Below are 13,153 nucleotides of genomic sequence, written 5' to 3'. Positions count from 1 at the left end.
CAGTTGCCACTTTTGTGTTCCAGCCAAGATTACTCCGGAAGGCGCGCGTGGTGCGTCTCGGTAGCAAAAGGCAGGATGAGAATGCCTAACCCGAAAGCCGCCGCCGTCCAGGCGACCGGCGTACCCAGCGAGCCCTGCCAGTTAATCGCGGCGGCGAGGACGAAATTGACCCCTGCGCCAATGAATCGGCCTACCGATGCATTGAACGCAAATGCCGTCGCGCGGATGCGCGTCGGGTACTGTTCCGGCAGCCACAGCGAGAAAATCGCGAAGTTTCCGCCGAAGAATCCCAACAACGCGAGCGATGCCATGAATAGACGCAGCCCGTCTGGCAGATAGAACGCCCATCCGAACGCCAGCACGATAGCGCCCGCCATCCCCACGAAATACAGACCGAGAGCCGTTCTGCGCCCCACTTTTTCCGCGAGATACGGCGCGACCAGACAGCCGATAATCGTGCCAACGGACAGAATGGCCGCTCCCACCGACGCAAGGTGAATCGCGTCGACTTTGCTCAGTCCGGCACGGGTCGCGAGGCTCACGACGGCACTCGCCTCATAGACGGAGCCGGCCCACAGCCCCACGATTGCCACACCGACGAGCGCGGCGCTGGTGATGGTGCGCCGCCGAAACTCGGGAGCGAATATCAGCCGCAGTGGCGACACCGCGTGTCGAGCAGTTGAAGAATGGCGCGCGGATTCCCGGTCCCACTTCCCGGGTTCCTTTACCTTGAATACGGTGAAGATGGCGAGGAACGCCGGCGCCAGACCGCAAAGGAACATGGCGCGCCAGCCGTATTGGGCGCCGACGGTGTAGTTGAGCCACGCGGCGATGAAAAACCCCAGGTAGTAGCCGGTCTGCAGGTAGCCCGCGCCCATCTTCCGGCGGTCCTCGGGCCAACTCTCTGCGATGTACGTGCCGGCTAGCGCCCACTCACCGCCAACGCCGATGCCTGCAATCAGACGAAACACCCCAAGTTCCCACACGTTATGCGCGAAGGCCGCGGCGCCCGTGAAAATCGAGTAAATCAGAATACTGGCCGCGAGCGTTCGCACACGCCCGTAGCGGTCGGCGAGCGGCCCCCAGATGAACGACATGCCCCAGCCGATAAGGAACAAGGCGAACAGAATCGAGCCGTACATGCCGAGATTGCCGGGCGTTGGCTCGATGCCGGAAAGGGGAAGCAGTTCTGTGAGCGCGGGAACAAGCACCAGTGCGTAGATCACGGAGTCCACGCCGTCGAGAACCCAACCGAGGTAAACCGCCCAGAAGCCGCCTATCTGCTCCCGCGAAAGCGGCGTGCGCCGCGCCCTCACTTCGTTTGAGGCTGTCACAAGGGTTTTCTGCATGCTCGTCTCCGTTTGTATCGACCGTCCGGGCTTGAAAGTGCGTCGTTCGGCAGCGGTTATGTGAGGCGAGTATAAGAAGCGACACCATCCATGAAAAATATGATATTCCTCTCGCGCGAGAACAATTTCTTATGGCGAGACAGGAGGATCGGCGTGGACCTGAGACAATTGCGGTACTTCGTGAAGGTCGTGGAATACGGCAATGTGACGCGCGCCAGCGAGGCGCTTCACGTTGCGCAGCCTGCCGTCAGCCAGCAGATACGCAATCTGGAAAGCGAACTCGGCACCCAGCTGCTCGAGCGAAGCACCCAGGGCGTTGCGCCAACGGCGTCCGGAAAAACGCTGCATCGCCATGCACTGGAACTGTTGCGGCAGGCCGACCGCACTGGCGAACTCTTGCGGCAAGACGCCGAATCTCCCGAGGGCAAGGTTTCCGTCGGGCTGCCTTCGAGCACCTCCCGAGTGCTCGCCATCCCGCTCGCGCAGGCTGTGCGAGCGCGCTATCCGGGAATCGTGATCGAACTCATCGAGGCACCCACCGCCGATTTGCACAACCTGATTGCAGGTGGACGCGTGGACCTGGCAATCGTCGCAGATGCCGTTGAAACCCACGGCATCCAGGCCGAACACCTGCTGTCCGAGGCCTTGTATCTGATTGCCTGGCCCGAGTTCGAGCTTCCTCGAGAGCCGATTGCCTTGAGCGCGCTCGCGACGATGCCGATGGTGCTGCCAAGTGCGCCAAACACCATTCGCAGCCGCGTCGAGTGGGCACTGCGCGAAAAGGGCCTGGCATGCAAGATCCTTTTCGAGGCCAGTTCGACGGCATTGTTATTCGCGGCGGTGATGGCAAAGCTCGGCGTGACCGTTCTGCCGTGGACTGCGGCTCACGTCGAACTGGACGAGGGCAAATTGAAGCTGGCACAACTCAATCACAGCCTGTTTCGGCGCGATCTCTCGCTCTGCTGGAAAGACACGCCGCTCGTGAGCAACGCCGTTCTCAAGGTCAAGGATACGATGCGTGAGCTCGTGGCAACGCTGAGCGCGCGTCCTGAATGGGCGGCCGGCAACGCGCAACGCCCGCGGCGTGCGACGCGTGCGCGGTGACTGCGCAGCCAATGCGCAGTCACTGAAGCGATTGCATCAGTTGGCCGGATCCGATGCCAGGGCAATGCGCGCCTTCTCCTCCGGACTATTCGCCTTGTAATACTTGTCGGCCCACTTGCGGTCGGGCTGCAGCAACAGCCGCTGCACGGTTCTATGCTGCTGCTCCTCGATGCCAACGGCGCGAGCACGATAGTGCTCGTATAACCGCATGAATTCAGCGAGGTAAATGCCGGCAATTCGCGTGTCTTTTATTTCGAGCAGATTCTCGTCGTTGAAATGCTCGGAGTTATTGCTCATGTTCGCCGAGCCCGTGTAGACAATCGGATTGTCTCCCTCGGCGTCGATCACAATGAACTTGTGGTGGATGATGACCGGGGCGTAACTGGGCGCGACTTCGCCAGGAAAGAGCCGTAGTTCGGGTTCGAATCCTTCGGGCACGGTTGCCGGAGAAAAATACGATGCGTCGATGACGTCGCGGTTTTCCTTGCTTCTATGATAGAGCGCGAGATTTGCCAGCGCAGTCGTACTCACCGCTTCTCCGGCTTTTTGCGCCTCTTGTGCATTCTCAGCGGACTTTTCGCTAATGTTGTTGACGAGGCCGAACATCATTAGCCCCTTGTCACCGGCGGCAAAGCAGGCGTCGCGAAGCGGTTCGTCTGTCGGCATGAAGAGGCAAAACAGGACGGAATGCTGCGCCTTTCCTATCGCTTCGACGATGGTATCGATCTGGGTACGTCTGGTTTTCGTTTCCGGAGAGAAGCAAACACGCACAGCTGCGCTTCCCACCGTCACAGAATCAGACCAGCCATTCGTGAGTTCCGCGGTCTGGTTGATCGGCGGATTGCTCGCGATGGCTTTCGTTCTGTCGTCGTACAGTTTCGCGAGATCAACCGAATCGAACAGGTGAAGCACGTTGGCCTGTTCCGTAATGCCTTCCGTCGTGAAGTTCGCAGACCCCGCCACGACGAATGCCGGGTTGCCTTGTCGATCGCCCCTATCCGTCACGATAAGCTTGTCGTGCATGATATGCGTCTTGTCACGCGGGCAGAACGTCACGACGCTGCCTAGTTCATCGACTGCGGGTTGATTGGGCGATGGTGCGGGAGCTTTACCTTTTTCGCGAACCAGGTGGGAATCGTATACGACGGCAACATTCGCTTTGCCGTGAGCGGTCCCAAATTCCTTGAACGCCGGGATCGCCCAAAGCGGATCAGTCAGGTGATAGATGGCTGCTGCAGCGCGCGACGCGTCCAGAAATATTTCCTTGAACACAAGCTGCATGTCGTTCGCGAGCCACGTACGAAGTTCAAGCGCCTCTGCGGCCGGCGGCGCGGTATGCGGATCGATTCCCATGGCCTTCACCTGTCGTGCAAAAGCCTGTGAGCTCACCACTGCACGGTTGAACCAGGTACCGACGCCGTCTTCGATATGCGCCGGAAGCGTGACCTCAACCGAACTCGCCTCTGCGTTCAGCACATTCACATTGTCCGGCGTACCGACTACCGGATAGACGGTGTACTTGAACTGCTTGCCTCTGTCGGCCTCCTCGATACGCGCGTCCCACCACATGAATTTTTGAATCGGCGCGATGTTCGAAGGCGCATCGGGCTTCCCATCCGGCACCGGCCCGTTGAACGTGATTCGATTAGGGAGCCAGCTGCTCGCCTCATGGGATCTTCCGTCCGGGCTCGTGAAACCCGGGGCGCGCTCTATGGCAAAACCCAGGAAGTCGGCACGTGTCGCCCCTTCTGGCCAGTCGAGCGCGAGTAAAACCAGCGTCGGGGAGAGATAGCTACGGACCTTCGTCGACATCGTTCACCTCTGCTGTGTTAGCCAAAAGCCCCAGTTTCAACCAACAGTTTGTTGAAACAGTGAACGAACCATGTTGCCTGGATGTCGTTTCGATGACGCTGCCGACAGCCGCGACAAACACATTTACTGCGGCGTGATATCTCTTTGCACCCGATGAATATGCTGCTCGACATAGAACGCCGCCGCATCGGCGTCTCCGCAGACAATGGCTTCGTAAATCAGCCGATGCTCCGCAACGTACAGTCGAATGCGAGCCGGGTCATAAATCCCGTCGTCCTTGAGCCGCTTCCACAGCGACTGGTCCATGGTCGATGCAATTTCTTCCGCGAGCTTCGCCAGCAACGCATCCCCTGTCATCACCGCCAGTTGACGATGAAAGAGCCTGTCGCTGTTGTTCCACAGCGCTCGCTCTTCGGGCGTCGCCACGTCCGTCAACGTCTCCATCTGGTCCAGATAGTGCTCGGCCAGCCGGTCTCGCTGTTTGCGTGCTGCCGCTCGCCTTGCAATGGCGGGCTCGAGAATCAGACGCACGTCGAGCGTAGCCGACGGGCTGAAGTCCGATGCCGATTCCCCCGTCTGCGTTTCCACGCTCGGCGCTGCGGCAAGAATCTGGTTGGCCATGGATGCCACGTAAGTGCCCGAGTTGCGCTTCGTGACAACGAGGCCCTCGTTTTGCAATTGCCCGATGGCTTCGCGCACGGCAGGCCGCCCAACGCCAAAGAGCGTGGCCAGTTCGCGCTCCGAAGGCAGCCGGGCGTCCGGCAGGAATCGGCCGCTGCGGACCTCGGCCCGGATCTTTTCCGACACCTGCTCGTAAATCTGCAGTGGCCGAAAGTTGCCTTCAAGTTCGAAGCGAGCGGATGCCATCGTGTGTTCTCGGTGCGTCGTGAGGTGGTTCTAAAATATACCACTTTCGTGACTCCGTCCTGAAGCCCGCGGTGGCGTATCCCCGCGATAAATCGGGAAAACTCGAACCACTTTTCTCTATTCGACCAGTCCTTGCGATCCAGTTTGGTCCAATAAAAGTCCACAGCGACACCATATCGACACAAATTGGCTTGCCAGTCATCCACCAGTGGTATAGATTCGTTCCACACCGAGCCCAAGGAATTGGCCGGACTGAAGCCAGAAACCCACCTGGCCGCATGCTTCCGCTTTTCGACCGCCAGAACCCAAGGCTTCCGAATGACCTCACGCGACATCCGAAACTTCGACGCGGCCGCGACGGCTTCGCTGCTCGACTACCGCCTTCTCGTACGCGTGCTGGCCGAGACCGTCGTCGAATACAGCGCGGGCAAGGTCGTCAGCCCCGAGCGTCTGGCCATCCCCATCCAGGAAGGCGGCTTGATGCTGTCCATGCCGGCGAGCGCGCCGGACATCGCCATTCACAAGCTGGTCAACGTCTGCCCGACCAACACCAGTCGACAACTGCCGACCATTCACGGCCAGGTCATCGCATGCGATGCGTTCACGGGCGAAATGCTTTTCATGCTCGACGGACCGACCGTAACGGGACGCCGCACGGCGGCCGTGACGGCACTCGGCATCCAGACCCTGCACCAGGCGCCGCCGCGGGAAATCATCATCATCGGGACCGGCAAACAGGCTGCCAATCACGCGGAAGCCCTCGCGGCCATCTTCCCGGAGGCGCAGTTGCGGGCAAAGGGCCGTTCGCAGGCCGATGCGGACGCATTCGTTGCACGCAATCGCGCGGCAGCGCCGAATCTCGCCGCGCTCGAAAGCGACGCCATTCCGGAGACCGCAGACGTCGTCATCACGCTGACGACCAGCAAAACGCCCGTGTATACGGAGTCCGCACGCACGGGCCGCCTGGTCGTGGGCGTCGGCGCGTTCACGCCCGACGCGGCCGAAATCTCCCGCCAAACCGTTGACGGCAGTGCTTTGGTGGTCGATGACCCCGTCGGCGCGAAACACGAAGCCGGAGACCTCATCCAGGCCAACGTGGACTGGCACGCCGTTTCCCCACTGGCCAAAGCCCTCGCCGGGGAATTTCACGCGACGAAACCCATTCTATTCAAGAGCGTAGGCTGTGCAGCATGGGACCTGGCGGCATGCCGGGTCGCACGCGACGCCCTGCGCTAAGCGTCGACGTTCATGACGGCGCTGCGCCGTCACAGCAGCAGTTCAAATTCGCATTCGACTGGCAGTCCAATAATCTGGAGACATCATGCGCCACCTTGCCACCACCCTCGCCGTCCTCACGGCCGCCGGCTTCTGCCTCACCGCCCATGCTCAAACTGTCGTCACCATCGGTCACTCGGCGCCGCTGACGGGCCCGCAGGCACCGAACGGCAAGGACAACGAAAATGGCGCCCGCCTCGCCATCGACGAACTGAACAAGAGCGGCGTGACGGTCGACGGCAAGAAGGTGACCTTCAAACTGGACTCGGAAGACGACCAGGCGGACCCGAAGGTCGGCGTCCAGATCGCGCAAAAGCTTGCCGACAGCGGCGTGGTCGCCGTCATGGGTCCGTACAACTCCGGCGTGGCGATTCCGGCATCGCGTGTCTACAACACCGCCGGTATTCCGATGCTCCCCGTTGCTTCGAATCCGGCGCTGACGAAACAAGGCTTCAAGAACATCTTCCGGATCGGCGCAAGCGACGAGCAGTTGGGCGGCACGATGGGCCAGTTCGCAGCAAAAACGTTGAAGGCGAAAACCGCCGCGGTGATCGACGACCGCACGGCCTATGGGCAAGGGGTGGCGGAGCAGTTCATCAAAGAGGCGAAGGCGAACGGCATCCAGATCGTCGACCGGGAGTTCACCAACTCGGCGGCGACCGACTTCCTGGGCATCCTTACCACCATCAAGGCGAAGAACCCCGACGTCATCTTCTTCGGCGGATACGCGGCTCAGGGCGCCCCCATGGCCAAGCAGATGCGCGCGCGCGGACTGCGCGCGAAGTTGCTGGGCGGCGATGGCATCTGCTCGGCCGACATGGGCAAGGTGGCGGGCGAAGCCGCGTCGATCGTGTATTGCGCGCAGGGTGGCGTCGCGCTGGACAAGACTGCAGCGGGCCGTGACTTCCTGAAGAAGTACAAGGACACCTACCACACCGACACGCAGGTCTATGCCGTCAACTACTACGACGGCGTGAAACTGCTCGCCGACGCGATGGTCAAGGCGGGCACCACCACCGATAAGGCAAAGCTTGTCGCCCAGTTGGCGAAGACCGACTACAAGGGCGTCGCGGGCACTTACTCTTTCGATGCAAACGGCGACCTCGTGGGCGCGCCCACAACCGTCTACATCATCAAGGACGGCCTGCCAGTTCCGTACGGTCAGTAAGCCAATAGCGCAAAGACATCATGAAGACTACTCGTACCATAACGACCGTCGAAGTTCATACCGGCGGCGAAGCATTCCGTATCGTCACCAGCGGATTGCCTCGCCTGCCCGGCGACACGATCGTGAAGCGTCGTGCGTGGCTGAAGGAAAACGCTGACGAAATCCGCACCGCGTTGATGTTCGAGCCGCGCGGTCACGCCGACATGTACGGTGGCTATCTGACCGAACCGGTCAGCCCCACCGCCGACTTCGGCATCATCTTCCTCCACAACGAGGGCTATAGCGACCACTGCGGACACGGCGTGATCGCGCTGTCCACCGCAGCGGTCGAGCTTGGCTGGGTCCAACGCAGTGTTCCGGAAACGCGTGTCGGCATCGACGCGCCCTGTGGCTTTATCGAAGCGTTCGTTCAGTGGGATGGCGAACACGCCGGCAATGTGCGATTCGTGAATGTCCCATCGTTCATCTGGAAGCGGGATGTGACTGTCGAGACGCCGTCCTTTGGCACGGTGAAGGGCGACATCGCGTTCGGCGGTGCGTTTTATTTCTATACCGACGGTCAGCCGCATGGCCTCGCCGTGCGCGAGTCGTCGGTCGAGGAACTCATCCGCTTCGGGGCAGAGGTGAAGGAAGCCGCGAACAAGGCCTACCCTGTCGAGCATCCCGATATCCCCGAAATCAACCACATTTACGGGACCATCATCGCCAATGCAGCGCGACACGAAGGCTCGACGCAAGCCAACTGCTGCGTGTTCGCGGACCGCGAAGTGGACCGCTCACCGACCGGCTCCGGCACGGGTGGACGCGTCGCCCAGTTGTACCTGCGTGGCGAACTCGGCAAAGGCGAGACCCTCGTGAACGAATCCATTATCGGCACGGTTTTCAAAGGACGCGTACTCAGCGAGACGACCGTCGGCGACTTCAAGGCAGTGATCCCAGAAGTCGAAGGTAATGCGTTCGTGTGCGGTTTCGCGACCTGGATTGTGGACGAGCGCGACCCGCTGACTTACGGGTTCCTTGTCCGCTAGACTCTTCCTCCTCGTGGTACCCGTTAGCGCGGAACGCTGTGAATGAGCGTCCGCGCTTTTTTACGTATCGGAACACGCGAAATAACGCGCCGTTACGAAACTCGCACCGCCGTTGCACCTGTGTCCGGGCCCGCCGCCTACACTCCGAACCGTGCTTACCAGAAACGCACGACACGTGCGGAGGAGTAGTGAAATGAAAAGGACGATTCTCGGCGTGGTACTGGGCGCGGCCGCACTGGCCGCTTCGAGCGCGGCGTTTGCGCATGTCGATCTGGCCGTGGGTGTCAACCTGCCGGGAGCCGCCTACGCCCCGGCTGAACCGGTGTACGTTGCTCCGCCGCCCGCTGCCTATGCGCCTGCTCCGGTCGCGGTGGCCTGGCGCGGCGACGATGACTGGCGCGCCCGTCAGTGGCGGGAACACGAATGGCGGGAACACGAGCGGCGCGAACACCAATGGCGTGAGCGTGACTGGCACGACAATGGGCGCCGGGGCTATTGAGCCGGTCCGAAGCTAATATTTCACACAAGTGTTTATCATGAACGTCAATAATCGAATCAGGATGCTTGCCGCGGCTGCCACTTTAGGACTGGCGGCAGCCGGAACCGCACATGCCGCCGGCTGCCTCAAAGGCGCTGTCGTGGGGGGCGTAGCCGGACATTATGCGGGCCACCACGCCGTTGCTGGAGCCGTTGGCGGCTGCATCGTGGGACATCACGTTGCGAAAAAGCATGCGGAGGAACGGGCCGCAGAACATGAAGCCGAGCGCGCCCAGAAGCTCAACACCTGATTCCCGCCAGGCCTTTCGCGACCGCCGCCAGGGACGCCCGTTCAAGCTGTGATATCCTGGCGGCACGCGACTTGCGCTATATTCTGCTCAAGAGTTGCATTCAGAGCAAAGCACAACTAGAAATGGACGAACGAAAACGCGAAAGCATCGTGGCCTATCTGCGGCGTCGGATGGCCGAATTTGGTATTGAACCGGATGATATTGCTGCGTCAATTGCCGCAGACGCCGCGCAATTGCGCGCCGCCCGTTACCGGGATGCGGCTGGCCACACGTGGGACGGCAATGGCGACGCCCCGCGGTGGGTGGTGCAGGCGACAAGCGCGGGGCAGTCGCTCGAGCATTTTGCAATCGGCGAGATAACCGAGCAGCAGCCCGTGAAAACCCCAAGCGTGGACTGGCGGCAGGACCCGTTTGCCGGCAGCCGCCTGGCAACAGTCAGCACCGAGCAGCCCAGCGCCGGCTGAAAGCACCACCGTTAGGTGCCACCCCGGCGTCAAAGAGAAACTTCAGTCGAATTCAACGTCACTGTTATTGCGCAGTGCGTCCAGTTGTCGAATTTGTTCCGGCAGAATCCGGCCTTGCGACAAGTCTGGAAGGTTATCGATATCGAAGAACTGAACGGCGTCGGTTTCGGCTCCGGATATTTTCCCCGCGCGCACGATTTCCCCAAGGAAAACCAGCTTCCAGATGTGAAACACGGAAGGCGGATGTCCGTGCTTGAGCATGTCCCACACGGCCAGCAGCCGAACGATCTTCACCGTGTAGCCGCTTTCTTCACGAGCCTCTCTTGCCGCGTTCTCCGCGGGCGAAACGCCTATGTCGGCCCAGCCGCCAGGCAGGGACCACAAACCATCCACGGCCTCTCGCACGAGAAGGATCTGACCGGACGGATTGAAGACGGCGCATCTGACATCGAGTTTAGGATTCGCGTATCCCGTTTCGAAAGCAAAGAGCGCGGCGACATCGCTCGATTGCATGGACGCCATTTCCGCGAGTTGCTGATGCGCGATGCTGGCGATTTCCGTGTACCGTTCCTGGTCGAACGGGCTCGTCGCGTAGTGCAAGCCCGATTGCGCAAGCGCCAGTAGCCGGCGCGCCTGCGCAAGGCGTGCTCTCGGCGATTCTTGTTCGTCAGGCGTGGGCATCCATACCGCCTTACTTTTTCGCCGCGGCGTCCTGATGCGCCTTCGCAAGGTCCGCCATGCTGTTGAAGCGAAAGGCGACGTTCGGCTGCCAGCCGGGATTCATGGTCGCGCCAAAGCCCGGTTGCGAATGACGGCGGTAAATCCAGCACGACGCCAGACCAAACTCACTGGCAGGCTTGTGGTCGTGGAAAAGACTTTCGGCAGTGTGAAGGATTTTTTCCTTCTTGATGCCACGCTCACCCAGCTTCTCGAGCATGTATTCGAAGTTTCGCGGCGCTGGCTTGTACGAGCCGATATCTTCCGCCGTAAAAATCGCGTCGAACGCTACCTGCAACCTTGCGTTGCTGTAGCTGAACGTCTCGTTGTCGACGTTGGAGAGTATGGCCAGCTTGTAGTGCTTTTTCAGATACTGCAGCGCGGCCACGGTGTCCTCGAATGCCGGCCAGTTCCGCACTGACCGACCGTACGCCATGCACTCCTCGTGCGTGAACGACAGTCCCCATTCCTCGGCCAGTCGCTTGTAGACGATGGGCAGCAGTTCCTGGTATCGCCTGGCCGGCGTGTATTTCTGCTGCGACGACTCGTGGCGCGCGTGGGCCTCCAGAATCTGGTCTCTCGACAGCGGCGTCCTGGCCCGTTCGATCAGGGGCTTGAGTCCAGCGAAGATGCCGCTTTCCCAGTCGATCAACGTGCCGTAGCAGTCAAAAGTCAGTGTGTCGAAGTCGGTCAAATCCATGGTTACTCCTTTTGGAAGTGCATGGTGGCGATCCCGTTTCCCAAGGCCCCGCTTCGACGCAGCGAATCACACAATGGCGATCGATTCCGTCATGTTCTGGCGCATGTAATCGAGGAACCGTTTCTGGAAGAGCATCGTGTGTTCGTGTGCGAGCTTCTCGGCCAGATCGGCGTCCTTACGCGCAATGGCGTCGATGATCTCGCTATGGTCATTGCCCAGCCTGGTCGCGTGAGGCGAGGTCACCGTGTAGTCGAAGTGCAGATGCGTCAGACGTTGCCCCTCGCCCAGCAGCCGTTCGTAATACCCCACGAAATAGGGATTGTTTGCCGCATGTGCGATGGCCATGTGCAGCTGCTTGTTCCGCTCGGTCAACACCTCGGCATCGCCGCTCTCGACCGCCTTCATATACGCGGCGTCGGCCTTCTTGAGGATCGCGAGGTCCTCTTGCGTACGATGTAGCGCGGCGAGCCGGGTCACCGCGCGCTGAATGAGATCGAGCGCCGATACGTACTTCGGAAATTCTTCGATTTCCAGCGGCGTCACGAGCGTCGTGCGATTCGGCAGGATCGTGACGAGCCCCTCGCTAATGAGCCGGGCGAGCGCATCACGAACGGGCGAACGCGAAAGGCCGAATTGCTCTGCGAGCGATACCTCGTCCAGCGGCGCGCCAGGCTTGAGTTGCAGCGTCAGGATCTGTCTGCGCAGCTCTTCGTAGATGTATCGCCCGCCATGGCGGCGGACACCCGCCTCTGCCTCGTTGGTCGCTTTGCTCATGGTCTTCCCGCCGTCGTCGTAGGCCCGGTAAAGCGGGCGTGCTTTGGAGTTTAACATTGCCCGCCCCTCGCCTCAGACCTTCGGAAATCCCGCGCCCCACGTGTCGCTGAGCATGAATCCCGCCGCCAGCGGGTCGTCGGGGTCAACCCCGATCTGCTGGATGCCGTACACCCACGCGCGGCCCTGCACACGCGGCAAAACGGCGGGCCGGCCGCCGACTTCCGTCTTGCCGAGCAACTCCACGGAGAATTCGCCCCCAATTGTCGAGCGCGACTTCAATTTCGTGCCGACGTCTGCCAGACCGCGGGCGGCGAGCGTCGCGAGATTCGCCGAGCTTCCGGTGCCGCACGGCGAGCGGTCGACGCGGCCGGGAGGCAAAGTCGTGCAGGTCTGATACAGCTCGTCGCTCACGCGATTGCGGAACATGACATAGGCAACTTCGTTGATTTGCGGGTATAGCGGGTGCTCAATCTCGATCTGCTGGTTGATCACGTCCTTGAGCGACACGCCCAGCTCGGCCAGCGCGCGTGCGTTCTCCGGGGCGATCGTCAGCCCGACCTGCCCGACGTCGATGAGCGCGTAATAGACGCCGCCAAATGCGATATCGGCGCGAATCGTCCCGAACTGCGCAGTGTCGATGCCGAAGTCGAGCCGTTCGACGAACGACGGCACCATGTCGAGCGCGACGCCCATGCAGCGGCCGTCCCGGCACGTTGCGCGAGCCGTGACGAGACCGGCAGGCGTGTCGAGCACGACGGTCGTTTCGGGCTCCTGCATTTCAACCATGCCGAGTTCGAGCAAGGCCGTCACGACGCAGATGGCATTGCTGCCGGACATCGGGTGGGCCTTGTCCGCCTGCAGCACAATAAAGCCCGCGTGGGCCTCGGGCCGCGTGGGCGGCAGCAGCAGATTGACAGACATCTGCAGGCAGCCTCGCGGTTCGAGCACGACGAGCCTGCGCAGGCTGTCGTCCACCTCGTTGAGGTAATTCATCTTGTCGAGCATGGTCTCACCGGGGATGCCCACGACGCCCCCGGTGATGACTTTGCCGATCTCGCCTTCGCAGTGCACATCCACGAGTTGAAGTGTCTTTTTCCAGCGCATGTT

The 13,153-nt window shown here is 61.1% G+C and carries 14 protein-coding genes; 7 read left to right on the top strand and 7 right to left on the bottom strand.

Features of this window, described 5'->3' with window-relative positions:
* Positions 1–29 precede the first annotated feature (29 nt).
* Positions 30–1,349: an MFS transporter gene (locus tag A3CW_RS0110565; RefSeq protein ID WP_028203538.1), complete on the bottom strand. Its 1,320-nt coding sequence runs from the start codon at positions 1,347–1,349 to the stop codon at positions 30–32.
* Positions 1,350–1,502: 153 nt separating this feature from the next.
* On the opposite strand from A3CW_RS0110565, the gene A3CW_RS0110560 reads away from it, so the two are divergent.
* Positions 1,503–2,453 carry a LysR substrate-binding domain-containing protein gene (locus A3CW_RS0110560; RefSeq protein ID WP_028203537.1) on the top strand — a complete coding sequence of 317 codons (951 nt, stop codon included), beginning with the start codon at positions 1,503–1,505 and terminating at the stop codon, positions 2,451–2,453.
* 36 nt (positions 2,454–2,489) lie between these two features.
* On the opposite strand, the gene A3CW_RS0110555 is transcribed toward A3CW_RS0110560, so the two are convergent.
* Complete coding sequence (locus A3CW_RS0110555; RefSeq protein ID WP_028203536.1) at positions 2,490–4,265, bottom strand: phospholipase D-like domain-containing protein; 1,776 nt, start codon at positions 4,263–4,265, stop codon at positions 2,490–2,492.
* 123 nt (positions 4,266–4,388) lie between these two features.
* On the bottom strand, positions 4,389–5,132 hold the full coding sequence (locus A3CW_RS0110550) for a FadR/GntR family transcriptional regulator (RefSeq protein WP_028203535.1): 744 nt from the start codon (positions 5,130–5,132) through the stop codon (positions 4,389–4,391).
* Between the two features lie 318 nt (positions 5,133–5,450).
* Between A3CW_RS0110550 and lhpI the strand changes: the two genes are divergently transcribed.
* The 6 genes from lhpI to A3CW_RS0110520 all read left to right on the top strand — a co-directional run bounded on the left by lhpI (position 5,451) and on the right by A3CW_RS0110520 (position 9,855).
* A complete protein-coding gene (gene lhpI / locus A3CW_RS0110545; protein WP_028203534.1) occupies positions 5,451–6,368 on the top strand; it encodes a bifunctional Delta(1)-pyrroline-2-carboxylate/Delta(1)-piperideine-2-carboxylate reductase in 918 nt (305 codons plus the stop codon).
* A gap of 85 nt (positions 6,369–6,453) precedes the next feature.
* Positions 6,454–7,575 carry a branched-chain amino acid ABC transporter substrate-binding protein gene (locus tag A3CW_RS0110540; RefSeq protein WP_028203533.1) on the top strand — a complete coding sequence of 374 codons (1,122 nt, stop codon included), beginning with the start codon at positions 6,454–6,456 and terminating at the stop codon, positions 7,573–7,575.
* A gap of 20 nt (positions 7,576–7,595) precedes the next feature.
* Positions 7,596–8,603, top strand: coding sequence for a trans-3-hydroxy-L-proline dehydratase (gene lhpH / locus A3CW_RS0110535; protein WP_028203532.1), 1,008 nt, complete (start codon positions 7,596–7,598; stop codon positions 8,601–8,603).
* 193 nt (positions 8,604–8,796) lie between these two features.
* Positions 8,797–9,102, top strand: coding sequence for a hypothetical protein (locus tag A3CW_RS0110530; RefSeq protein ID WP_028203531.1), 306 nt, complete (start codon positions 8,797–8,799; stop codon positions 9,100–9,102).
* A gap of 37 nt (positions 9,103–9,139) precedes the next feature.
* Positions 9,140–9,391, top strand: a complete 252-nt coding sequence (locus A3CW_RS53805; protein WP_081771614.1) for a hypothetical protein — start codon at positions 9,140–9,142, stop codon at positions 9,389–9,391.
* Positions 9,392–9,462: 71 nt separating this feature from the next.
* On the top strand, positions 9,463–9,855 hold the full coding sequence (locus A3CW_RS0110520) for an H-NS family nucleoid-associated regulatory protein (RefSeq protein ID WP_407669734.1): 393 nt from the start codon (positions 9,463–9,465) through the stop codon (positions 9,853–9,855).
* A 42-nt stretch (positions 9,856–9,897) separates the two neighbouring features.
* Here the strand turns inward: A3CW_RS0110520 and A3CW_RS0110515 are convergent, their stop codons facing one another.
* The 4 genes from A3CW_RS0110515 to A3CW_RS0110500 form a co-directional block, all read right to left on the bottom strand.
* Positions 9,898–10,536 (bottom strand): NUDIX hydrolase, encoded by a 639-nt coding sequence (locus A3CW_RS0110515; RefSeq protein ID WP_028203528.1) that lies wholly within the window; start codon positions 10,534–10,536, stop codon positions 9,898–9,900.
* Positions 10,537–10,546: 10 nt separating this feature from the next.
* Positions 10,547–11,272 (bottom strand): haloacid dehalogenase type II, encoded by a 726-nt coding sequence (locus A3CW_RS0110510; protein WP_028203527.1) that lies wholly within the window; start codon positions 11,270–11,272, stop codon positions 10,547–10,549.
* Between the two features lie 66 nt (positions 11,273–11,338).
* Complete coding sequence (locus tag A3CW_RS0110505; RefSeq protein ID WP_028203526.1) at positions 11,339–12,046, bottom strand: GntR family transcriptional regulator; 708 nt, start codon at positions 12,044–12,046, stop codon at positions 11,339–11,341.
* A 72-nt stretch (positions 12,047–12,118) separates the two neighbouring features.
* The gene (locus A3CW_RS0110500; protein WP_028203525.1) at positions 12,119–13,150 is read right to left on the bottom strand and encodes a proline racemase family protein; all 1,032 of its coding nucleotides are present in this window, start codon (positions 13,148–13,150) and stop codon (positions 12,119–12,121) included.
* Positions 13,151–13,153 lie beyond the last annotated feature (3 nt).

This window comes from Paraburkholderia nodosa DSM 21604, assembly GCF_000519185.1.
Classification (GTDB): Bacteria; Pseudomonadota; Gammaproteobacteria; order Burkholderiales; family Burkholderiaceae; genus Paraburkholderia; species Paraburkholderia nodosa.
The sequence above is the reverse complement of the archived record's forward strand: the minus strand, read 5'-3'. Positions and strand labels throughout refer to the sequence as shown.